Origin of the sequence: Pseudomonas linyingensis, from assembly GCF_900109175.1 — a bacterium.
GTDB classification, from domain to species: Bacteria; Pseudomonadota; Gammaproteobacteria; order Pseudomonadales; family Pseudomonadaceae; genus Geopseudomonas; species Geopseudomonas linyingensis.
In genome coordinates this window covers 358,756-382,400 of record NZ_FNZE01000002.1, presented here as the reverse complement: position 1 = coordinate 382,400, position 23,645 = coordinate 358,756, and the positions used below count along the sequence as shown (strand labels likewise).

Genomic DNA, 23,645 nt, shown 5'->3' with positions numbered 1-23,645 from the left:
GGGCCGGCGCGCCGGATAGGTTCGTGTGGTCCGGGTCAGCCGCTCCAGCCGCCGGCCGGAGCCTGCAGCTGGAGGATCAACGGACGCCGTTCGCCGGCCGCATTGGCATGCTCGCCGTTGTCCAGGCCGATCCAGGCCGATCCATCGTCCAGCCACAGCGCCTCGGCCACGCCAAAAGGCGTGTCGTAGCGCCGCTCGGGCGTCAGCGCGGCAGCGGCGAACGACCAGCAGCGCTCGACCGCTCCGCTATGCGGATCGCGCCGACAGATACGGTGCTGCAGGCGTTCCAGGCTGTACAGCCGCCCGGCGTGCCAGCTCAAGGCGCCGAAGTCGAGCGCTTGCGTCGGACTGTCCGGCGGATCCAGCGGGCGCGACGCGCGGCCGCCCTGCGCCAGCAGCACGCAGCCATCGGCGGCGCAGCGCCAGCGCTCGCTGCCGCGCTGCAGGGCGAGCAGGCCGCGACTCTCGCGCTCGGCGGCCAGCCACAGGCGCTGGCCGTCCGGCTGCACCGCCAGGCCCTCGAGCAGGGCGTTGAAGTGCAGCAGCAGGCCGCGGGCACGCGCCTGGCGCAGCAGCTCGGGCGGCAGTTGCAGCCAGCGCGGTTCGCCGGCGACCGGCAACTGGAGCACCGCCAGCTCGCTTTCGCTGAGCAGGTAACGGTTGCCGGCACCATCGCAGCTCAATCCCTCGAAATCCAGGGCGCCGCCGCGCAGCGGGCTCAGCAGCCGGTTACCCATACGCAGCCCCCAGGGCAGTGCATTGGGCGGAGGTGGCGGGGCCGCGAAGACCTCGGCCGCCGCCTGCCAGTGGCCGCCTGCCGGCTGCAGGCGATACAGCTGCCCATCCTCGCGATCCGACACCGCCCAGAAGCGCCCATCGGCGCAGCGCGCCAGCCCGGACAGGTTGCCGCCGGCCATGCCGTCAACCGGCTGGGCCGCCTGCAGCGCCAGCTCTTCCAGCGGCGCCTCGGCGCGGGCCGGAGGAATGCCGGCGAGCAGGAGCAGTGCGCCTGCCAGGTGCAGCAGCGGGCGCAGCCTCGCCCTCAAAGCAGCACCTCGGCCAGATTGCCCTTGCTCTCCAGCCAGGTCTTGCGGTCGCCGGCGCGCTTCTTGGCCAGCAGCATGTCCATGATCTCGTGGGCGCCGGCGAAGTCGTCGAGGGTCAGCTGCACCAGGCGGCGGGTGTTGGGGTCCATGGTGGTTTCGCGCAGCTGCGGCGGATTCATCTCGCCGAGGCCCTTGAAGCGGGTGACCTGCGGCTTGCCGCGGCGCTTCTCGGCCAGCAAGCGCTCGAGGATGCCGTCGCGCTCGGCCTCGTCGAGGGCGTAGAACACCTCCTTGCCCAGATCGATGCGGTACAGCGGCGGCATCGCCACGTAGACGTGGCCGGCCTCCACCAGCGGGCGGAAATGCTGGACGAACAGCGCACAGAGCAGGGTGGCGATGTGCAGGCCGTCGGAGTCGGCGTCGGCGAGGATGCAGATCTTGCCGTAGCGCAGCTGGGACAGATCGCTGGAGCCCGGATCGAGGCCGACGGCCACGGCGATGTTGTGCACTTCCTGGCTGGCCAGCACCTCGCCGCCGTCCACCTCCCAGGTATTGAGGATCTTGCCGCGCAGCGGCAGGATCGCCTGGAACTCCTTGTCGCGCGCCTGCTTGGCGCTGCCGCCGGCGGAGTCGCCCTCGACCAGGAACAGCTCGGCGCGCATCGGGTCCTGGCCGGCGCAGTCGGCCAGCTTGCCGGGCAGCGCCGGACCCTGGGTGATCTTCTTGCGCTCGACCTTCTTGCCGGCCTTGAGGCGGCGTCCGGCGTTGCTGATCGCCAGCTCGGCCAGTGCCAGGCCCAGCTCGGGATGGGCGTTGAGCCACAGGCTGAAGGCGTCCTTGACCACTCCGGAGACGAACGCGGCCGCCTCGCGCGAGGACAGGCGCTCCTTGGTCTGCCCGGAGAACTGCGGCTCCTGCATCTTCATCGACAGTACGAAGGCGATGCGCTCCCAGACGTCCTCCGGCGCCAGCTTGACGCCGCGCGGCAAGAGGCTCCTGAACTCGCAGAACTCGCGCATGGCGTCGAGCAGGCCCTGGCGCAGGCCGTTGACGTGGGTGCCGCCCTGGGCGGTAGGAATCAGGTTGACGTAGCTCTCCTGCACGCTCTCGCCGCCTTCGGGCAGCCACAGCAGTGCCCAGTCCACCGCCTCCTTGCTGCCGGCCAGGCTGCCGCAGAACGGCTCCTCGGGCAGGCGGGCGAACTCGCTGACCGCATCGCTGAGGTAGGAACGCAGGCCGTCCTCGTAGAACCACTCGACCTTCTCGCCGCTGCTCTTGTCCTCGAAGGTCACCGTCAGCCCCGGACAGAGCACCGCCTTGGCCTTGAGCACGTGCTTGAGGCGGCTGACCGAGAACTTCGGCGCGTCAAAATACTTGGCATCCGGCCAGAACTGCACGCTGGTACCGGTGTTGCGCTTGCCGACCGTGCCGACCACCTCCAGCTCGCTGGCCTTGTAGCCGTCGGCGAAGGCCATGGCGTACTCGTTGCCATCGCGCTTGACGCGCACCTCGACGCGAGTCGACAGCGCGTTGACCACCGAGATGCCGACGCCGTGCAGGCCGCCGGAAAACTGATAGTTCTTGTTGGAAAACTTGCCGCCGGCGTGCAGCTTGGTGAGGATCAGCTCGACGCCGCTGACTCCCTCCTCCGGGTGGATGTCCACCGGCATGCCGCGACCATCGTCGAGCACCTGCAGCGAGTTGTCGGCGTGGAGGATCACCTGCACCGACCTGGCATGCCCGGCCAGCGCCTCGTCGACGCTGTTGTCGATGACTTCCTGGGCCAGGTGGTTGGGCCGGCTGGTGTCGGTGTACATGCCCGGGCGCTTGCGCACCGGATCGAGGCCGGAGAGGACTTCGATGGCTTCTGCGGTATAGGAGGTATTGGCCATGGATGGGATTCTGTCTGGCAAAAAAGGGGGCAGCGGAAGTGGCGGCAGCGGTCAGGCCGGTGGGCGAGCGGGATGCTCGGGCGCGCGCCACAGCTCGGCGGCAAAGCCGGCGAAGGCGAACAACTCCGGCAGGCGCGCGGCGAACCCCTGGTAGCCATGGTCGCCGCCGGACTGGATATCCAGCGTGCAGTGCCGGTAGTAGTCGGCGGCCTCGCGATAGTCGAGGGTCTCGTCGCCGGTCTGCAGCCAGACCTGAAAACGCGCCGGATCCTGCGGCGGCGGCACTTCCAGCGCCGCCAGGGCGGCGATGTGCTCGCCGGTCAGCTCCCAGCGCTCATCGCTGTAGTGGTTCTGCTGCGGGCCGAGGTAGTCGGCAAAATAACGCTGCACACGCACCGCCGGATTGATCAGCAGGGCCTTGAGGCCGTGGCGCTCGGCAAGAAAGGTCGCATAGTAGCCGCCGAGGGAGCTGCCGACCAGCACCGGCCGCTCTGCCACGGCGATCTCCGCCTCGAGCTGGGCGATGGCCTGGCGCGGGTCGTGGTGCAGCGCCGGCACGCGCAGGCGCTCGCCCAGGCCGCAGCGCGCGAAGGCGCTCTGTAGCTCGCGGGCCTTCAGCGACAGCGGCGAGCTGTTGAAGCCGTGGAGATAGATCAGGGTCGGCCGCGGGGACATCGATGGCGCCTTGAAGCTGGATGGATATACAAGGAAAGCATTATCCAGCGGCCCAGTTCAAGTCGCCTCAGTAGCCCTTGATGGTGTAGTCGATGACGAAGTCGATGTCGCTGACCCGCGACACGCCGGTTTCCAGCGCGCCGTCGGCATGCAGGCGCAGCCAGCGGTAGCCGGGAGCTTCGCTGCTGACCTGGAACTCCTCGCTGCCGGGGGCGAACTGCACGCAGGTGGACGGCGAGGCCAGCAGGCGCACGCCGTTGCGCTGGCGGTCGATTTCCTGATGGACATGGCCCCAGAGCATGCAGCGCAAGTTCGGGTAGCGGTCGACCACCGCGAACAGCGCGTCGGCATTGCGCAGGCCGATGGGGTCCAGCCAGCTGCAGCCGACCGAAACCGGGTGATGGTGGAAGCTCAGCAGCACATGGCGCTCGCCGGCGCCGTCCAGCGCGGCCTCGAGCAGCGCCAGCTGCTCGGCGTCCAGCTGGCCGGGCACTGCACCGGGAATGCTCGAATCGAGGGCGATCAGCCGCCAGTTGCCGAGATCGGTGACCATCTGCAGGCGCTCGGTACCGGCGCAGGCCTCGCGCAGCATCTGCGCCTCGTCGTGGTTACCGGCGAACCAGCGCGCCGGCGCTTCGAGGGGCGCAGTCAGGGCGGCAAAGCGCTGGTAGGACGCGAAGGAGCCATCCTGCGACAGGTCGCCGCTGGCGAGGATCAGGTCGACTCGCGACTGCTCGGCGCGCACCAGCTCGACCACTCGGCTCAGGCTGTCTGCGGTATCCATACCCAGCAGACGGCCGTCCGCTTCGGCGAACAGGTGGCTGTCGGTGAGCTGCACCAGCATCAGCGGTGCAGCTGTTGAGGGGGACTTGGCGCTGGGCAAAGGCCGTCTCCTGTCGGCGATTGGACCGCAAATGCGGATTTGCAATGTTGGCATGCTGTGGATGCCTGCAACCGCTATGCGGTTCACACTACCGGCGAACGACCGAGCAATCCACTGGGTTTTCCGCCAGATGGCCACATTTGAGGTAGTGCCCCAGCCACTCGCCGAGGAACAGGTTAAGCTGGGTCTTCTCGTCCGGCTGGTGCATGGCCGCGTTCGGGTAGCCATAGCGCGGCTGCAGGCGCCGGCAATGTTCCGCGCCGGTGACCTCGGCCATACGCGCATCGTGATAGACGCGCACCTCCAGACAGGGGGCCGGCAGCCAGGCCAGGCCGGGCTCCTCGCGCACTTCGACGGTGCTGGTATAGGGGCCGGCCTCGGTGACCTTGAGCGCCAGCACCGCCAGGACGGTATCGCCGGCGCTGAGCGCCAGGCGGCGCAGGGTCGGATCCTCGCGCATGCCCGGCAGCAGGCGCATCAGGCGCGCATAGTTGGCCTCGCAGGCCGCCTGCAGGCCTGCCAGGTCGACCCGGTAGCGTTCGGCCAGCAGGGTCATTGCCATGTCTGCCGTACCCGCTCGCGGTGCAGCGCCAGCCACTGCAGGGCGATGATGCTCGCCGCATTGTCGAGACGTCCGGCCTCCATCGCCGCCAGCGCCTCGTCGAGACTCATCACCAGCACGCGGATGTCCTCGCCCTCCTCGACCAGGCCGTGGATGCCGCCGGCGCCGCGGCTGTCGCAGCGCCCGACGTACAGGTGCACACGCTCGTCGCTGCCGCCCGGCGACGGGTAGTAGGCGGTCACCGGCCACAGCTCGCCAAGGGTCAGACCGGCTTCCTCCATGGCCTCGCGACGGGCCACCTCCTCCGGCACCTCGTCCTTGTCGATCAGCCCGGCCACCAACTCCAGCAGCCAGGGGTGTGCGCTCTTGTCCAGCGCGCCGACGCGGAACTGCTCGATCAGCACCACCGCATCGCGCAGCGGATCGTAGGGCAGCACGCAGACCGCATCGTGGCGGACGAACAGCTCGCGGCTGATCACTGGCCCCATGCCGCCGGCGAACAGTTCGTGGCGCAGGTGCACGCGATCCAGCGCATAGAAGCCACGGAAACAGGCCTCGCGCTCGACGATTTCCACTTTCAGATCGGCCGTTTTCGACGACTCGCTCATATACTTCCCCCGCTTTACTGCAGCGCGGTCAAGCCGCCACACCATGCACACTATGAATGAATGTCTCGCCCCCCCGGAGACGACCGTCATCCCCGACCGCGATCACTCGCGTACCGGCGAACCCGCGGTCGGCTGCGGAGTCGAATACGCTCGATGCGCCACCCTACCCAGCCTTGCCGATCCGCTCAAGGAGCCTCATGCGTCTTTATACCCTTTTCGCCCTGGCCTGCCTGCCATTGCTCGGCGCCTGCCAGTTCCTCGGCGGACAATCCGACCAACTGCGGCCGCAACGCATCACTTGGGAGCAGCGCGCCGACGCCTGCCAGGGCGAACGCTGCAGCCTGGTCAACGTCGATACCCTGCAGTTCGCCGAGCAACCACCGCTCAACGCGCTGATCGAGCGCGCCCTGCTGGCGATGACCGTGGAACAGGCCGAAGCCCCCCTGCCCGCTTCGCTGCAGGCGTACAGCGCCGAGCAACTGCAACGCGCGCCGCAGGGTCAGGAAACCTGGCTGCAGGCCAAGCTGGTCGACCAGCATGACGACCTGCTGGTGATCGAGCTGTCCAGCTACCTGTACCGCGGCGGCGCCCACGGCATGCCGGGGCGCGCCTTCATCAACTACTCGCTGAGCCGCCAGCGCGCGCTGCAGCCGAGCGACCTGCTGCTCCCCGGCGGCGAGGAGACCTTCTGGCAGGCGGCCCGCGAAGCCCACCAGCGCTGGCTGCGCGAGCAGGAATTCGAACAGGACGTGGCGCTGCGCAACAACTGGCCGTTCGAGAAGACCGCCAACATTGCCCTGCTCAGGGACAAGGTGCTGCTCAAGTACGACGTCTACACCATCGCCCCCTACAGCATGGGCCATCCGACCCTGAGCATTCCCTACAGCCGCCTGCGCAAGGTGCTCCGGCCGGAGTTTCTACCGGCACAGAAATGACAAACGGGCCCGCGGGCCCGTTTGTCGTTCAGCGTGACAGCATCACACCTTGTGGTACAGCTGCGAGCCCTGGGCCTTGAACTCCTCGGCCTTGGCCTGCATCGCCTCCTCCACGTCGACGTCCACCGCGTCGATGCGCTCCAGGTTGGCGGCGTAGTCGCGCACTTCCTGGGTGATCTTCATCGAGCAGAACTTCGGCCCGCACATGGAGCAGAAGTGCGCCACCTTGGCCGAATCCTTGGGCAGGGTCTCGTCGTGGAAGCTGCGCGCGGTATCCGGGTCGAGGCCGAGGTTGAACTGGTCCTCCCAGCGGAACTCGAAGCGCGCCTTGGACAGCGCGTTGTCGCGGATCTGCGCGCCCGGGTGGCCCTTGGCCAGGTCGGCGGCGTGGGCGGCGATCTTGTAGGTGATGATGCCGGTCTTCACGTCGTCCTTGTTGGGCAGGCCGAGGTGCTCCTTGGGCGTCACGTAGCAGAGCATCGCGCAGCCGAACCAGCCGATCATCGCCGCGCCGATGCCGGAGGTGATGTGGTCGTAGCCCGGGGCGATGTCGGTGGTCAGCGGGCCGAGGGTGTAGAACGGCGCCTCGTCGCAGCACTCCAGCTGCTTGTCCATGTTCTCCTTGATCATCTGCATCGGCACATGGCCGGGGCCTTCGATCATCACCTGCACGTCGTGCTTCCAGGCGATCTTGGTCAGCTCGCCGAGGGTTTCCAGCTCGCCGAACTGCGCGGCGTCGTTGGCGTCGGCGATCGAGCCCGGACGCAGGCCGTCGCCCAGCGAGAAGCTGACGTCGTAGGCCTTCATGATTTCGCAGATTTCCTCGAAGTGGGTGTAGAGGAAATTCTCCTGGTGGTGCGCCAGGCACCACTTGGCCATGATCGAGCCGCCGCGGCTGACGATGCCGGTGACGCGCTTGGCGGTCAGCGGCACGTAGCGCAGCAGTACGCCGGCGTGGATGGTGAAGTAGTCCACGCCCTGCTCGGCCTGCTCGATCAGGGTGTCGCGGAACAGCTCCCAGGTCAGGTCCTCGGCGACGCCGTTGACCTTCTCCAGCGCCTGGTAGATCGGCACGGTGCCGATTGGCACCGGCGAGTTGCGGATGATCCACTCACGGGTCTCGTGGATGTGCTTGCCGGTGGACAGGTCCATCACCGTGTCCGAGCCCCAGCGGATGCCCCAGGTCAGCTTGGCCACTTCTTCCTCGATCGAGGATCCCAGCGCCGAGTTGCCGATGTTGCCGTTGATCTTCACCAGGAAGTTGCGGCCGATGATCATCGGCTCCAATTCCACGTGATTGATGTTGGCCGGGATGATCGCGCGGCCGCGGGCGATTTCCTCGCGGACGAATTCGGCGGTGATTTCCTTGGGAATGCTGGCGCCGAAGCTGTGGCCCGGATGCTGCGCATCGAGCAGACCGGCGGCGCGGGCTTCCTGCAGCTTCATGTTCTCGCGGATGGCGACGTATTCCATCTCCGGCGTAATGATGCCCTGGCGCGCGTAGTGCATCTGGCTGACGTTCTTGCCCGGCTTGGCCCGGCGCGGGTTGCGCACGTGGGCGAAGCGCATGGCAGTCAGCTCAGGATTGGCCAGGCGCTCCTGACCGAAGTTCGAGCTGAGGCCGGCGAGCAGTTCGGTATCGTCGCGGTCGGCGATCCACTGCGAGCGCACGTCGGCCAGGCCCTGACGCACGTCGATGGTGACGTTCGGGTCGGTATAGGGACCGGAGGTGTCGTAGACCAGCACCGGCGCGTTCGGCTCGCCGCCGAAGTCGGTGGGAGTGTCAGCCAGCGAGATCTCGCGCATCGGCACGCGGATGTCCGGGCGTGAACCCTGGACGTAGATCTTGCGGGAGTTGGGCAGGGGCTGGACGGACTGCTGGTCGACCCGGGCGCTTTCGCTCAGGTTCTTGTGTTCGGTGGCGCTCATCGACGGGACTCTCCACGGCACGCGGCAGGAAATGTCGGAGCGAACCTGAAGCAGGAGACCCCCCGCCGCACGGCGAGGACATCTTGTTCCCTACGCGGGTACTAACCCGATCAGGTTCAACGGGATTCGGCACGATCCGATCTCAGCCTGCGACTCCAGGCACCCCGACAAGAAACTTGACTAGTCTAATCGGCCTTTGCGGGTGGGGCCAGTGGTTCGGACGAGTGCCACCGGCCAACCGCGAAAGCTCAGGAGGCCACTGGCCCTTCGCCTGCGATCTGACGCTGCTGGTGAATCCAGTCGACAATCTCCTCCTCAGGGACATAGCCATCTACCGTCGCACGAAGGATCTGCCGCACGCGTTGGAAGTCGTCGCCCTTGACCGCCGCCACCAGCTCCGCCACTACCTGACGGAACTCGTCCCATGGCAGGTGTTCCTCGTTGGCGCGCATGATCATCGGGTGCTCGGTAGGCGTCACGTTGTCGCCGATCAGCAGCTCCTCGTAGAGTTTCTCGCCCGGGCGTAAACCACTGAACTCGACGGCGACATCTCCCCTGGGATTCTTCTCACTACGCACCGACAGCCCCGACAGGTGAATCATCTTCTCCGCCAGCTCGGCGATGCGCACCGGCTCGCCCATGTCGAGCACGAACACATCGCCCCCCTGCCCCATGGAGCCGGCCTGAATCACAAGCTGCGCCGCCTCGGGGATGGTCATAAAATAGCGGGTGATCTTCGGATGAGTCACCGTCACCGGCCCACCGCGCTTGATCTGCTCGCGGAACAGCGGGATCACCGAGCCGGACGAACCCAGCACATTGCCGAAACGCACCATGGTAAAGCGGGTCTTGTTGACCTGATGCACACCGCTGGCATCGTCGTAGAGCAGGGGTGCGGGCTCGCCACTGAGCGCCTGCAGCACCATCTCAGCCAGACGCTTGGTGCTGCCCATCACATTGGTCGGCCGTACCGCCTTGTCGGTGGAGATCAGCACAAAATGCTGGACCCCGGACTTGATGGCCGCCTGAGCGGTGTTCAGGGTGCCGAGCACATTGTTCAACACGCCCTCGGCAACATTGTGCTCGACTATCGGCACATGCTTATAGGCTGCCGCGTGGTAAACAGTATCCACCTTCCAAGTACGCATCACGTCCAGCAGGCGCCCAGGATTACGAATCGAACCGAGGATCGGCACCAGTTGCAGGTTGAGCGCCTCGCGCTGGATACGCCGCTCCAGCTCCTGATGGATGCTGTACAGATTGAACTCGCTGTGCTCGAACAGGATCAGCGCGGTCGGCGCCTGGGTGAGGATTTGCCGGCACAGCTCGGAGCCGATCGATCCGCCCGCGCCGGTGACCATCACCACCTGGCCACGGATGCAGCGCTGGAACAGCTCGACCCGCGGCGCCACCGCATCGCGTCCGAGCAGGTCGGCGATATCCACCTCCTGGATATCCTCGACCTTGACCCGCCCACTGGCCAGGTCCATGAAGCCTGGCACGCTGCGTACGTGCAGCGGAAAGGGCTCCAGCGCAGTCAGTATCTCCCGCCGACGCCCGCGCGTAGCCGAGGGAATCGCCAGCAACACCTCGCTGGCGCTGGTTTCCTCGATCATCTGCTGAATGTGCTTGGGTTTGTAGACCTTGAGACCGGCGATGGCACGGTTGGCGATACTGCTGTCGTCGTCGATGAAGGCCACCGGCCGCATGGCCTTGCCCATGCGCAGGGCAGCAGCTAGCTGGTTGCCCGCAGCGCCGGCACCATAGATGGCCACCCGAGGCAGTGTATCGTCTCGCCCGACGAAGGGAATGCCCAACCCGGCTGCGTACCAATCGCCCATGAAGTACTGGCGCATCAGCAAGCGCAGCCCACCGATCAGCACCAAAGTCAGCCACCAATAATTGAAGACCAACGAACGCGGCACAAAAGCCGGCGCGTCGCGATGCCAGTAGACCGCGAGAGCCAGCAACAGGGACGACAGGGTCACCGCCTTGACAATCGCCAACAGGGCATCGTTGCCCAGATAACGCATCACCGCCCGGTACATGCCGAATCTGACGAACAACGGAATAGCCAACACAGGAGCCAGCGCGAACAGCCACAGATGCCCGCCCAGCGGATCGATCAGCTCATCAGTACCCAAACGCACCACGAAGGCCAGCCACATGGCTAGCCACACCAGCACAATATCCGCCGCTACCTGCAGCAGGCGCTTGTCGCGCCGCCGCAGCCCCAACAACCTCTCGCGCAACATAAAGCCATCCTTTCGCGCACAAAAAACAAAAGCCAGCCCGCAGGCCGACTGTAAAACTTTCAGCTCGTGGCGACTCTAATCCCTCAGCGTGGGCACTGATTCAGTAAGGGCATCACCCTACACACTCAACGCTGTTCCGGGCGCATGCAGCGCCCCATCGGCCACAACAACACGATAACCAGCAGAGCATCCTGCCTGCAGCCAGGCGCAAGCCCCGACTCGCACACCACCAGCAATGTTCACCCCCACACCCAAATGGGCAAGGTCCCCCAAGCAGGCGTCATGATCGACCACCGCACCAGCATTGACGATGGCGCCCTCACCGATCTGCACGTCAACCCCGACCATCGCCATGGCCATGATCGCAGTGCCGTCACCGATGCGGGCCGAGGTGCTGACACAGGCACGAGGGTGAATCACCGTAGCTACCGGCAACCCGACCGAGCGAATCGCCGCCAGCCATTGCTCGCGTAGGGCATTGCTTCCCACCGCAGCAATAGCCGCCTCCGCCTGCCCTGTCACTGCGGGCAAACCGGCCAGGTTGGCGACTACCGGCAGACCGAACGACTCGCGCAGCTCTGGCCAGCGATCATCAACGAACAGCACTCTCTGCCACGCTCCAGACAGCAACGCAGCCTCGGCCACAGCCTTGCCATGCCCTCCGGCACCCAGAACCAGCAAGGTTCGCTTAGTCATACCTTGCTCTCCAATTCACCTGCATGAAATTTGACGGCCAGCAACAGCAGCGGAGAGTAGGCAATCACCACTCCAAGGAGACCATCCACACCGCCCCCCCCCACCCACAGTGCGATGGGCAGCAGCCAGAACAGATTGATCGCCCCGACAACCAGGGTCACCGGCAAGTGCCGACCAAACCGACGGGAAGCGTATTGATATGCATGACTGCGGTGGGCCTCGTAAACCTTGTCGCCACGCAACAGTCTGCGCAGTAAGGTGAATGTAGCGTCGACGATGAACACACCGAGCAAAATCACCCAGCTCCACAGTAATTGCGGTGCGACCCAAGCCGCCTGCAGCGACAGGATACCAAGGGCAACCCCGAGAAACCCGCTACCGGCATCGCCCATGAAAATCTGCGCAGGTGGAAAATTCCAGAACAGGAATCCAGCCACTGCACAGACCAGTAGCAGAAGCACCCAGATACCTTCCGAGTGATGCGACTCCTCGAGTCCCAGCAACGCAAACAGCAGCCCCCCCCCCACACAGACACAGATAGCCTCGACACTTGCAAGACCGTCGATGCCATCCATGAAGTTGTACAGATTGAGCAGCCAGACCAGATATACAGCCGCCACCCCATGTCCGAACCAACCCAGCTCTAGCGAGTGACCGAATATCATCAGTGGCGGCAGACCACCCAACCAGAATAACGCCCAGCCCGCGCCAGCGAAATGGCCAAGCAGTCGCCATCGGGCAGCGATATGGCCATGATCATCGAGAAAACCAAGTAGCGCGATGCCCGCGCCGGTGCCCAATAGCGCCTTGACCAGTTCCCAGTCCACCAGACCAAGCACTGGCAGCAGCGGCAAGACCAGCAGGAAGCTCAAAACTATTGCCACCCCTCCTCCGCGTGGAGTGGGCACGCTGTGCGAACTCCGGGCGTTGGGAATATCAATGAGGCTGCGCGCCAAGGCATAGTGACGCAAGCCACCGGTCAGCATGAGGGAAAGGCCGGCAACGACCGGCAGAAGAAACCAGAAAGTCATTCAACGATGTTCCTGAAAATGGCGGGCAGTCTTGCGCAGGGCATCGTCGACCGTCACCGGTGGTGTCCAGCCGAGCAGGCGGCGGGTCTTTTCAATATCCACCTGCAAGGAACCACACAATCTCTGGGCAATAGCCCCTTTGCCCAGCAGACATGCAGCTCCATCTAGCCAAGCTTCCGGCACTGGTAGCAAGCGTGCCGGCTTGCCCAGGGCTGCACCCATGCGCCGCAGCAACTCTGTGGTAGACAGATCCTCGCCATCGCTGACTAGGAATACCTGATTGGCCGCCGCCGTATGGTCAATACAGGTCACGATCAGATCGACCAGATTATCCAACGCGACCAAACTGCGCTTGTTGCGAATGGAACCGAGTGGTAACGGAATCCCCTTGCTCAACCAGCTCATCACGCTGCGGAAATTAGCCTTCACTCCCGGGCCGTAGACCAAGACCGGTCGGAGTATCACCACCTCCATCCCGCTCTCCGCCGCCAGCGCCAGCAACCCCTGCTCTGCTTCGAGCTTGGAAATTCCGTAGGGATCGACCGGTGCTGGAACATCGTCAGCCTTGTAGGGCTTGCCTCGCCCAGTGCCTTCGCCATTAACTTTTATCGAACTGATGAAGATGAAGCGCTTGACACCCGCTGCCGCAGCCTGCCGGGCCAGATTAAGAGTCCCGTCCACATTGACCTTGCGGAACTCGGCCAACGGGTCGGCAGATTTCTCGTCCATTACGTGGACGCGCGCGGCACAGTGGACTACAACGTTCACGTCATCCAGCAGTTCTCGCCAGTCCCTGTCAATTGCCAGATCCGGAACAGCAAAGCCCGCCACACCTTTGGGCAATGATGCGGGCAAGCGACGAAAGACAGCACGCAATTCGCCAGCATTATCTGCCAGCAAACGCGCCTGTACCGCCCCCCCAAGGAAGCCACTGGCACCGGTCAGAAGAGTTCTCATACAAAAAATCAGCCTTTACGCCAAACCGTGCGATTGATGTAGTCGGTGTAGCTCAACACCACCCGCACCACCTGCAATGACACAGGCCCACCTTCATAGTCCGGCACCACCGATACCACACGCTTCTCGGCACGGTGCTGACTGGTAATAACCTTGACTGCCGCCAGTACCGAATCCGCTTTCAGGCCGCTCATAATCAATGTTCCTTCATCCATTCCTTCCGGACGCTCGTGCGCGTTGCGCAGAGTCACCGCTGGCAGGTTGAGCAACGAGGCTTCCTCGGTGATGGTGCCACTGTCGGAGAGCACGCAGAAAGCCGACATCTGCAGCTTGATGTAATCCAGCAGGCCGAACGGTTTGACGAAGCGGATCAGCGGATGCTCCAGCGACTCGCCGAGGGCCTCCAGCCGCTTGCGAGTGCGAGGATGAGTCGAGACGATCAACGGGTAGCCATACTCGTCGGCCAGCGCTCGCAGCGTGACGAGCAGATCGCTCAGGTTTTCCGGAGTATCGACGTTCTCTTCGCGGTGCGTGCTGACGATGAAGAACTTACCGGCCTCCAGCCCGCAGCGCTTAACCACATCGGATTGCTGGATCTTCGGCATGTAGTAGTCGAGGACCTCCTCCATGTGCGAGCCAGTTTTAATAATGGTTTCGGGGCGGATACCTTCGGCAATCAGATAACGCCGGGCATGCTCGGTAAGCACCATGTTGATATCGCTGAGGTGGTCGAGTACCTTGCGGTTCAGCTCCTCCGGTACCCGCTGGTCGAAACAGCGGTTACCTGCCTCCATGTGAAACACCGGAATCTTACGGCGCTTGGCGGCGATCACAGCCAAGCAGGTATTGGTGTCGCCGTACAGAAGCAGCGCATCCGGCCTCTCCTGCTCGAGCACCTCGTCGGCCTTGAAGATAACCTCAGCGATGGTCTTCGCTGCCGTTTCGCCCGCAGCCCCCAAAAAATGATCGGGCTTGCGAATCTCCAAATCGTCGAAAAAGACCTGATTCAACTCATAATCATAATTCTGCCCTGAGTGCACCAGCACATGATTAACCTGGCGATCCAACTCAGCAATTACCCGACTCATTTTGATCAGCTCCGGACGAGTGCCGACCAAGGTCATAACCTTAAGCATCAAGCTGTTCCTTGATATAATCCAGCTTCAACAGCAACTGCTTAATTCCTCGAACATCAAGGCGATCAGTATTATGCGAAGTATAATCATCAAGCTCAGAGATTTCTGGCTCCCCTTCAACAAAGTACTTTTTGTAGTTCAGGTCGCGATTATCAGCTGGAATTCTATAATAGCGCCCCATATCCTCCGCCTTGGCCATTTCCTCGCGAGAAACCAGTGATTCGTATAGTTTTTCGCCATGGCGTGTACCGATAACGCGGATCGAATTATCTTTCCCAAACAACTCCTTGAGTGCCTGCGCCAAATCGCCCACGGTGGAAGCCGGGGCCTTCTGGACAAAGATATCACCCTGCTGACCATGCTCGAAGGCGTGCAGCACCAAATCCACCGAATCCTCGAGAGACATTAGGAATCGAGTCATTTCCGGGTCGGTTACAGTCAAACTATCGACACCGCGCAACTGATCAACAAACAGGGGAATTACCGAACCGCGCGATGCCATCACGTTTCCGTAGCGTGTGGCACATATCACCGGCCCTTTCGCCGGGATCATCCGCGACTTGGCTACCATCAGCTTCTCGGCCATCGCCTTTGAAATGCCCATTGCATTGATGGGGTAGACTGCCTTATCAGTACTCAGCACCACAACGCGCTGCACACCATTGGCGATAGCAGCGTTCAATACGTTCTCGGTGCCTAACACGTTAGTACGCACCGCTTCCATCGGATAAAACTCGCAGGAAGGTACCTGCTTGAGTGCTGCAGCATGAAAAATGTAGTCTACACCGACCATAGCCTGACTGAGACTATCATACTCACGCACATCGCCTATATAAAATTTCACTTTATCATTAGCCAGTGCGATCCGCATGTCTTCTTGCTTTTTCTCATCACGGGAGAAGATGCGGATCTCGCGCACGCTGGTATTGAGAAAACGTTTCAACACCGTATGCCCGAAGGAGCCGGTACCACCAGTGATCATCAATACTTTGTCGTCAAACATTTATAACCTTCCCGATCAAAATGCAGCCCACCCTCGGCAGACCGTATAAAAATTAATCCACGAAAACACCGCAGCACCTGAAAACAACTCAAACCCTCTGTTAATAGATAGGCCTAGAGAGTAAGAATTCCACTCCAAAGAGCGAGCAATGTGTCTCTTAGAAAAAACAAGAATAATAATTTACCGTCCCGCATGCATCCGCTGGATCAATTCCGGCCATAACGGCGCAACGTAACCTGTCGCCTCACGGAAGCGCTCGCCACTAAGCGAGCGGTCGATCACCAAGGCGTCATCCGGTCTAATCTCGATTTCCTTACCATACTGCGCAGCGATCAGCCGCAACAGTTCAAGCTTGGTGATCGGCTCGGCGGCAACATGGTACAATCCATTTAGCTCCGGGTGAGGCAGAACGAAATCCTTCATCACCCGCGCCAACTCAACTGTCGGCAGGCCGGAGAAGATAGCCCGCTTGAATCCCTTAACGCTGGTCTGCTGCGCGAGAAACCAATCCACCAACGCGTAGTGCGAATTCAGCTCATGACCGATGATCGAGGTACGCAGAGTGATGCTGTGATGCTGATCATGAAGCTCACCAATAAACTTTGACTTGCCATATAAATCTTCGGCATCTGATGGATCGCTCTCCAAGTACCCCCCTTTAGTTCCAGAAAAAACGCAGTCAGTGCTCACATGTACCAACCGAGTCCCGGACAGCGCACAGAGATGTGACAAGCGATGCGGCAGCATGGCATTGATCGGCAGTGCAGTCAGCGGATCCTTTGCATCAGCCAGTTGCTTGATCAGGCCAACGCAGTTGATCACCAACTCCGGTCGTACACGGGCCAGAACCGACACCAACGCATCTTGGTCAAGTACATCCACGCTGCAAATAAGCCTTGAATGACTCGTCTCGGGAAAGTAGCGAAGCGACGAACTGCTACGCAATGTCCCCCAAACTTCATGCTCTGCATCGTCCTCAAACACCCTGAACACGGAATTTCCTAGCATACCGGTGACACCAAGCACCAGAACCTTCATTTTTACCTAACTCCACCTGTCGATTTTTTAGCAAGCAACTCTACTAAAACTTGCACCTGCCGCCTCATTTCAAAATGAGACTCAAAATATTCCCGCCCCGACTTGCCCATCGCCTCCCGCTCTACCCCCCCCAAAGCCTTCATCGCAAGAATATTCTCTACAAGGGGTAACACCTTTTCAGCTGGAGAAGCAAAGCCAGCTCGCGCCTCACATACCAGCCGTGCGCCTTCGCCATTCATACAGGCAATAATAGGCCGCCCTGCCGCTAGATAGGCTTGAGTCTTGCTCGGGATCGTTTGAGCAAAAATCTCATCGTCGTTAAGCGATATCAACAATGCAGATGCGCGCTCGTATATCTGTGGCATCGCTTCCACCTGAAAGCGACCTGGGAGGATCAGATTATCAAGCCTATGAGCCTGCTTTTGAGACTTGAGCCAGTCAAGACGACTACCGCTTCCGACTAGAACTAAACGAATATCCGGATCATCACGCAGTTGCATGGCGGCCTGCACCAATGTGTCCAGTGCCTGTGCCGTACCGAGGTTTCCAGCAAATACAATACAGAAATGACGATCCAGAATCTCGCGCAGACCCTGCGGAATTGGCATAGAAGCTTTCTGGGGTCGTGCATCAATCGAATTCGGGTAGTATACGATCTTGCTACGATCCGTATATCGTGCCACCGGGTCGATAAAAGCGCGAGACTGGACCAACACAGTGTCGCAGCACTGATAGACGCCCTTAACCACCCAACCCACAACCTTGAGTAGGTATGGTTTTCTCACAAAGCCAGTAGCCAAAAGACTTTCCGGCCAAAGATCTTGAACCCAAAGCACTAATTTTGCCCGCTTCAACCACTTTAGAAAAATAGCGGGAATCGCTTGTATAACGGGTGAAGGAGCGAACACCAGAACAGCGTCAAACTCACGCTTACGTAGCAGCCAAGGGAAAAAAATCAGCCCTGACAGGACAAAGGACAGGTAATTGATGACTAGATTTTTTGCACCACCCTGTCCTCTAGGCCAGAGAGGAACACGGAGCACTTCAACATTACCGAGGTAAACCTCCCGCTGCCCTCCCCACGCACGGTATCCATCGAAAATCTTTCCATCAGGGTAGTTTGGCTTACCTGTCGCAACAACAACCTCATGCCCCAGCTCCACCAAATTACGAACGATGTCGTTAATGATAAAACTTTCGGGCCAGAAGTACTGAGTAACCAGAAGTATCTTAGATTTCATTCAACACAAACCAAACTGGTTAATCCATCAGGATATTAGCGACAACCCACAACAACACCCAGCAAGTAACATTAAAAATCATATTACCTGATCAATAAATGGTGGAGTCTCATTATGCGCGATCACCCATTCACTTGCGCCCAAGGCTGACCTGCCTATTTTGGCCCATGAATAATTTTCTTCAACAAGCCTCATCCCTCGTTCCCCCATCTCCGCCAGAGCGCTCCTCGAAACGGACATTGCTGACGCCAAAGCACTGGAAATACCCTCAACACCTGGCCGTACCCACCACCCACAATCGTGGACAACCAACTCCTCCCACGGGGCGCCTGTGGTGGTGATAACGGGAACCCCTCTAGCAAGAGCTTCAGCGACAGCAATACCGAAATTTTCCGAATAAGTCGGAAGCACAAACAGGTCTGCCTCTGCAAAGCATCTCTCTTTCTTTTCTCCAACCACCAAACCTAAAAACTCGAAATCCAACTCTAACTCTTCAGCCCGAATGAGCGCCTTCAGCTCCTCTGTATGCCCCAACTCATCGGGGCCAGCAATTATTATTTTCCAGCCAGGCTGGCGCACCTTCTTCCACGCCAAGATAAGATCCTTGACTCCTTTAACAGGATGAACCCTTGATAGAAAAAGAATATTACGGGGAAATCCACTAGAACGCTCAACACGAGAAAAATTCAAGTCAACCCCATTTGGCAGCACCGCAACCGGATTTAAAACCCCGAGACGCCTTATACTCTCCAACTCTTGCTTTGCTGTTGCGATGAGCATAGATGAATTTTTAAGTATACGTCGCTGATAAAGCGCTAATGCGATTCGCTTTTTAAATTTTCGATGCCCAAGCGCCCATGGCTCGAGACAGCCATGCGGCGATACAACCAATCGTATCCCCCGAGAGGTCGCCATATAGGTTGCAGCGGCCAGTATGGGAGACCATACCCCATGAACATGAACAATATCGACCTGATTATTTTCAAAAAACTTCAATAACGCCCGAAGCTGCGAAGCAAACCCACTTCCCGACATACCCCCAAGTATCGTGCTTGCGCCAATTACAGAGAAACGCCCAGAAGCCTCACCATACTGGAGTTCCCCTCCCCCCCGGACTGCAACAAACAGGAAAACCTCTGCCCCAGCCTCAGCGACAGCCTCTGCGTAGCGCAAGGCAGCCAAGCCCAACCCACCAAAACCCGCATCAATGCTCTGGACAATATGGAGCTGCTTCACAATATTTAAACTCGACTCAAGCAGAGCAAAATAAAGAATAAATTACAAAAATCAACTATTGCTTTCTTCAATAAGTCGATCAACACTCTGGCTTACAGCCCCCCAAGAGACCCCACTCTTCTTCATGTATTTCATCAATGCTTCGGGCGCATCAAAAACCTCAACTACCCCCCCTGTATACTTTCTTCCCCCTGCAACAGTCGGCACTAGAACCCGCTTAATTAGGCGCTTCATCCGTTCACGCTTAAAGCGCCTAATTTCCGAACCAATGTTTTCCACAAGCTTAACTGCATCCCCCACAATCTCCCCAGCTTCAATAGTCGCCTGCTTTAGTTCCAAATCATATTCTGGGTGCAAAACATGGCAGATGGCTATCAATCGCGAAAAGTTAAATCTTGAAATCATATGCGGCGCAATCCGGCGCATTGTTTCCAGGGCTGCATGTGCCCATACAGTCTCTACAGAAAAGAACCGTGGGACTCCAGGGCTCCACCCCTCAGATTCAAAACCTTTAGTTTGAGTTTCCTGCTCAATTTTACCCTTGTGCTTATTCATTGCGCTGCGCCCGGTATTGCTTCCGCCAGATGCACCTGGAATCGTCAATGGATAATCAATCACAACAAAATCAGAACCGACGAGAGCAAGACCAATCGCCCCGGAAACATCAGGGCTCGAGCCATGAAAATAGGCTCCTGATATCTGACGTATCTTTTCAAGAAGTGTACGTTTTACTAGCCCGTGATAGATTTTTGGCAAACCATCAGTTCCTTGCGCAGCATTGACAAGCGCTCTCGCCAAGGACTCATCCGATTTACCTAAAGAGACACCTCCCATTTGGCGGGAAAAATACAGCCGAGAAGCATGCCCCCCTCCAAAGAAGCGGTGCCTGAAATCGGGCCAAACATAATTAGCCACAACATTAGGCGAAATCAGTTCAATCCCTTTTGACATGGCCCATTCTGCCGCGACCAAACACTCGGCAGATACTGTATCATCATCACCAATTAGGCAAACGTACTCCCCTCTAGCCGCCCCAATAGCTGCATTATGATTACCCGTCATATCAAGATTTTCACGAGGCCTAAAGTAATTTAGGCGAGGATCCCCCACGCAAGAGTTTTTTTCGTCCGCAATTAAAGCGGCCAATTTGGCATCCGTACTAGTGTCGCTCACCACCAACTCGATTCGATCATCTTGAATCGCGAGAACCGAACGAATAGCAGAGATAGCGTAGCGCGCGCGATTATGCGTCGGAATAACAACCGAAATAAGAGGAACCATAACAACCACCAACATCAAGGAGAAAAGTAAAAACCCACAGCAACACCACCCGCCCTAAAACACCAATTCAGCAAACCCATCCCCATACTCTATTATGCCAATTAGAAAAAATACTCCTTTGACCAAAAAATAACCCCCCGTTAGCACAACAGGAATATTGGCTCCACGATTTCTATTTAAAGCAAAATACAAGAATACAAAGTAAGAAAAGATTACAATGCGCTCATCCCCAACAAAAAAGGAAACGACAACTAATGGTAACGAAGAAATCAACGATTCCAGCCTTCGCCCCGAAGCGCAATAAGCAGTAAGACCAGAAAGAATAAGAGGCTTAATCACAGCCCCAACCCCACCGAACTCCATATAAAATTCCAACTTATCAAAAATATGACCTCTCATAAAAAAAACAAAAACACACAACAACACAGCAATCAACACCAAGAAAACCCCTCCACCATCAACTTTACCCCTCATCAAGCTAACGAAAAGGCTAATCACCCTTCGCGACTGAGCGCTCAGCACAAGCAAAATTGTCTGAGTATGCGAAAAAATCGCCCCCCCCCAAAAAAAGTACCTTACCCAACCCCGCCAAAAGCAACCGATCATGAACAACAAAACAGCCAACTTTAACCTTTCAGCTGGAAAAAAAAGAACTAATGCATAAAAATTAAATACAACCAATGGCACTATATAAAATCTAACCCTATTTGAAACAACCCAAGAAACCACAACGAAAGCCAACAGAGCATTGATTAATGAAAAAAGAAAATCTTTCTCAAGATACGGAGAAAAGCCATAAACAAGAAAAAAATATACAGGCTCTCTCGAACCAAGAGCGCTCGCGTAATAATCATATGCCTCCGAAAGAGGCATACCTGAAACCGCATCGTAAAAACCCCTATAATGCTCCTGATCACCCCCCTCATAGTAAGGAAAAACAATCATTGAGAATGCAAATATCAAAATAGCATACAGCGCAGGCTGCAACCTTCCAAGAACAAAAAAACAAGCAAAAATCAATTCACTTGCCGCACCCGCAGATTTCAAACCTTTCATTCTATCAGTCATGCCATTTAGATATAATTAAAAAATCAACAAAACCTAAGCCGAGCCACAGGAGCTACAACCATGACCGGTAGAAACATATCTCCTTGCATAGTAAAAAAGCAAAAAAGCATCAATAATATTTCGGGCCGCCCAAGCAAGCGCAGCTCCCAAGACACCATACCACTCAATAAAAACAAACAGCATCCCAACAAAAATAGGAAACTCAAAAATATGCAAAGTAGCTGTCAACCTAGCATTTCCAGCACTTTGAATAACCGTAAACGGGATTGCCGCGAGGCAGGCCGCAAACATCCCCCAAACAAAAACAACCAGCAATGACGCACTGTTTTCGGCAAACTCCAAGGATATCCAAGCCACCATTACTTCTTTAGCCCATACCGAAACAAAAATAACAGGAAAAAACAATACACCGAAAAGACCAAGTAATGACTTAAAGTAAATCAATCTAAAATCCGATTGCGGCATGGCGAAATGAGCAGAAAACCGCGGAAACAATGCAGACGTCAACGCCCCAGGAACAATACCCAACTTAGTGACCATTTCCTGAGGAGTAGAGTAGTAAGCTACAGCACTACTAGAAACGAGAACACCAATTACAAACCTATCCACAAAACTCATCAGCGGACTTATTATATTACTAACCGTAAGCCATCCACCAGAAACACAGAGCGGCCTTAACAACTTCAAACAAAAAGCAAAATTACCATGATCCTTTGGAATACATAGCCAGGCATACCAAGCATGTACAGCGCAGGCAATTATTCTCCCCCCAACCAAGACTGCAGCAATCCACTCCAAGCTTGGTCCAACATTCAGAACCACCACAACGGGCCCCAAGAATGTAAAAAGCCCCATCGGCAAACGAATTAAATTAATAACTCCGAACGCATTTTTAGCCTCCAGTATCCCGCGAAACCCTGAAGTCAGCACGATAGCAGGCATCGCTGCGGCCATATACAAAACCGCACTGATAGCTTCCTGCTTATTTGGCACCGAATTAATCATCCCCACACCATAAGGCGCGAGAATGGCCAGCACAGCGCCCGCAACGATACCTAGCCCAGCCATCAGCACCGTTGAAGTCATCACTAAAGGACCTATACGATCTTGATCCTTCTCAGCCAAAGCGACAGAGAGCTGCTGCGTCAAAGCACGGCCAAGACCAAGATCAAATAGTCCGAAATAACTGACGACTGCCCATATAAGCGTGAGCAATCCGAACCGGGCCTCACCAAGCCCATCAATCAAAACAGGTATACAAAAAACAGCCACTACCAAGGGCAAACCAAGCCCTAATAGATTGTATGCCGAACTCCTGATAAGCTTCATTTATAATTGATGCCTCTTTCCAACCAGAGGATAGCCATTCCCAGCGCCAAAAACTGAAAAATCAACACACAAAAATAACACCTCATCTCTCCCTGATGCCCCTATTTCCACTGGCGCATTCATCTCGATTAAAAATTAATTATTATATATCTCTGGATTTTACAGATCCCCCTCACGCACTGACTGCTCTTGATCAGTCTCAGTGCCGCCTCTCTCCCTCGTAAAACGATATACTGCAACGAGGCGAACTATGGCAAGACAAGCAGCCGCTAAATAAACTCGTCCTCGTCACTCCCAGCCCTAAAGGAAGAAGTGCTTGGTCTGGCCGAGTAGATTAGCGTCAGCAAGGCCACCGAACAGCCAGGTAGAAAGATGTTGGTGGTATTGCTACGTCAGCGGGAGCAGGCGCCTGAAGCTGTACTTCGCCCGCTAGATCTACACGAATTCAGCAGCGAGAGTGAGATCAATCAGGCCCGCATTGACATTCGACATACAGTAGGCTAGCCGGGACAACCGGCACTGTTCGATGGCTTACCGGATGCTGATCAGCGTGTACCATCTGCATTGCTGCATGAGCGCCAAGGGCAACTGCGACGACAATGCCTGTGCTGAGAGTTTCTTTCACAGTCAGAAGGTTGAGTGCATCCATGGCGAGCATTTTAATCGCGTGCCCAGATGCGTGAACCCGTATTTAAATTGACTACAACCGGCAGTGCTGTCACAGCACGCTGGGCCACATCAGCCAGAAGGCCGTCTTGTCTTGGGTGAGTGCTTAACCCTGAGTCCAAGACTGCAGGTCAAGATCGGTTGACTGATGTGCTGATGGATGCATACAGAGTTAACC

General features: G+C 58.1%; 20 protein-coding genes, 1 pseudogene and 1 riboswitch. Of the genes and pseudogenes, 2 read left to right on the top strand and 19 right to left on the bottom strand.

The features are described 5' to 3' along the window. Nucleotides 1-35: 35 nt before the first annotated feature. From BMZ19_RS04105 to BMZ19_RS04080, 6 genes are all read right to left on the bottom strand, one after another. Nucleotides 36-1,046 (bottom strand): esterase-like activity of phytase family protein, encoded by a 1,011-nt coding sequence (locus tag BMZ19_RS04105; RefSeq protein WP_244517095.1) that lies wholly within the window; start codon nt 1,044-1,046, stop codon nt 36-38. After that, nucleotides 1,043-2,938 carry a DNA topoisomerase IV subunit B gene (gene parE, locus BMZ19_RS04100; protein WP_090307245.1) on the bottom strand — a complete coding sequence of 632 codons (1,896 nt, stop codon included), beginning with the start codon at nt 2,936-2,938 and terminating at the stop codon, nt 1,043-1,045. Before parE ends, BMZ19_RS04105 begins: the two co-directional genes overlap by 4 nt. A gap of 51 nt (nt 2,939-2,989) precedes the next feature. Next, entirely contained in the window at nt 2,990-3,613 is a 624-nt protein-coding gene (locus BMZ19_RS04095) for a YqiA/YcfP family alpha/beta fold hydrolase (protein ID WP_090307242.1), read from the bottom strand. 67 nt (nt 3,614-3,680) lie between these two features. Next, entirely contained in the window at nt 3,681-4,496 is an 816-nt protein-coding gene (gene cpdA, locus BMZ19_RS04090; protein ID WP_090307239.1) for a 3',5'-cyclic-AMP phosphodiesterase, read from the bottom strand. Between the two features lie 88 nt (nt 4,497-4,584). After that, nucleotides 4,585-5,058, bottom strand: a complete 474-nt coding sequence (locus BMZ19_RS04085) for a DUF1249 domain-containing protein (RefSeq protein ID WP_090307236.1) — start codon at nt 5,056-5,058, stop codon at nt 4,585-4,587. Further along, a complete protein-coding gene (locus BMZ19_RS04080; protein ID WP_090307233.1) occupies nt 5,049-5,666 on the bottom strand; it encodes an NUDIX domain-containing protein in 618 nt (205 codons plus the stop codon). The genes BMZ19_RS04085 and BMZ19_RS04080 overlap by 10 nt, the downstream gene beginning before the upstream one ends. Nucleotides 5,667-5,863: 197 nt before the next feature. Between BMZ19_RS04080 and BMZ19_RS04075 the strand changes: the two genes are divergently transcribed. After that, a complete protein-coding gene (locus BMZ19_RS04075) occupies nt 5,864-6,601 on the top strand; it encodes an RsiV family protein (RefSeq protein WP_090307229.1) in 738 nt (245 codons plus the stop codon). A gap of 42 nt (nt 6,602-6,643) precedes the next feature. On the opposite strand, the gene thiC is transcribed toward BMZ19_RS04075, so the two are convergent. The 13 genes from thiC to BMZ19_RS04015 form a co-directional block, all read right to left on the bottom strand. Then, nucleotides 6,644-8,530 carry a phosphomethylpyrimidine synthase ThiC gene (gene thiC / locus BMZ19_RS04070; protein ID WP_090307226.1) on the bottom strand — a complete coding sequence of 629 codons (1,887 nt, stop codon included), beginning with the start codon at nt 8,528-8,530 and terminating at the stop codon, nt 6,644-6,646. Nucleotides 8,531-8,600: 70 nt separating this feature from the next. Continuing rightward, a riboswitch (TPP riboswitch) is annotated at nt 8,601-8,707 on the bottom strand. 71 nt (nt 8,708-8,778) lie between these two features. After that, nucleotides 8,779-10,785, bottom strand: coding sequence for a polysaccharide biosynthesis protein (locus BMZ19_RS04065; RefSeq protein WP_090307224.1), 2,007 nt, complete (start codon nt 10,783-10,785; stop codon nt 8,779-8,781). Nucleotides 10,786-10,902: 117 nt separating this feature from the next. Beyond that, nucleotides 10,903-11,481: an acetyltransferase gene (locus BMZ19_RS04060; RefSeq protein WP_090307221.1), complete on the bottom strand. Its 579-nt coding sequence runs from the start codon at nt 11,479-11,481 to the stop codon at nt 10,903-10,905. Next, complete coding sequence (locus BMZ19_RS04055) at nt 11,478-12,512, bottom strand: MraY family glycosyltransferase (protein WP_090307219.1); 1,035 nt, start codon at nt 12,510-12,512, stop codon at nt 11,478-11,480. The genes BMZ19_RS04060 and BMZ19_RS04055 overlap by 4 nt, the downstream gene beginning before the upstream one ends. Beyond that, on the bottom strand, nt 12,513-13,469 hold the full coding sequence (locus tag BMZ19_RS04050) for a UDP-glucose 4-epimerase family protein (protein WP_090307216.1): 957 nt from the start codon (nt 13,467-13,469) through the stop codon (nt 12,513-12,515). Nucleotides 13,470-13,477: 8 nt separating this feature from the next. After that, the gene (wecB, locus tag BMZ19_RS04045) at nt 13,478-14,605 is read right to left on the bottom strand and encodes a non-hydrolyzing UDP-N-acetylglucosamine 2-epimerase (protein ID WP_090307214.1); all 1,128 of its coding nucleotides are present in this window, start codon (nt 14,603-14,605) and stop codon (nt 13,478-13,480) included. Next, nucleotides 14,598-15,608: a polysaccharide biosynthesis protein gene (locus BMZ19_RS04040; RefSeq protein WP_090307211.1), complete on the bottom strand. Its 1,011-nt coding sequence runs from the start codon at nt 15,606-15,608 to the stop codon at nt 14,598-14,600. The genes wecB and BMZ19_RS04040 overlap by 8 nt, the downstream gene beginning before the upstream one ends. Nucleotides 15,609-15,788: 180 nt before the next feature. After that, the gene (locus BMZ19_RS04035) at nt 15,789-16,646 is read right to left on the bottom strand and encodes a dTDP-4-dehydrorhamnose reductase family protein (protein ID WP_090307208.1); all 858 of its coding nucleotides are present in this window, start codon (nt 16,644-16,646) and stop codon (nt 15,789-15,791) included. Nucleotides 16,647-16,648: 2 nt separating this feature from the next. Continuing rightward, a complete protein-coding gene (locus BMZ19_RS04030) occupies nt 16,649-17,887 on the bottom strand; it encodes a glycosyltransferase family 4 protein (RefSeq protein WP_090307206.1) in 1,239 nt (412 codons plus the stop codon). Nucleotides 17,888-17,965: 78 nt separating this feature from the next. Beyond that, entirely contained in the window at nt 17,966-19,123 is a 1,158-nt protein-coding gene (locus tag BMZ19_RS04025) for a glycosyltransferase (protein WP_090307203.1), read from the bottom strand. A gap of 51 nt (nt 19,124-19,174) precedes the next feature. Beyond that, nucleotides 19,175-20,404, bottom strand: a complete 1,230-nt coding sequence (locus BMZ19_RS04020) for a glycosyltransferase family 2 protein (RefSeq protein WP_170847697.1) — start codon at nt 20,402-20,404, stop codon at nt 19,175-19,177. A gap of 54 nt (nt 20,405-20,458) precedes the next feature. Next, the gene (locus tag BMZ19_RS22045) at nt 20,459-21,460 is read right to left on the bottom strand and encodes a hypothetical protein (protein ID WP_139214634.1); all 1,002 of its coding nucleotides are present in this window, start codon (nt 21,458-21,460) and stop codon (nt 20,459-20,461) included. 45 nt (nt 21,461-21,505) lie between these two features. Next, nucleotides 21,506-22,801, bottom strand: a complete 1,296-nt coding sequence (locus BMZ19_RS04015) for a flippase (protein ID WP_090307198.1) — start codon at nt 22,799-22,801, stop codon at nt 21,506-21,508. 499 nt (nt 22,802-23,300) lie between these two features. On the opposite strand from BMZ19_RS04015, the pseudogene BMZ19_RS22585 reads away from it, so the two are divergent. Further along, a pseudogene (locus BMZ19_RS22585) lies at nt 23,301-23,577 on the top strand (integrase core domain-containing protein); the annotation flags it as partial. Nucleotides 23,578-23,645 lie beyond the last annotated feature (68 nt).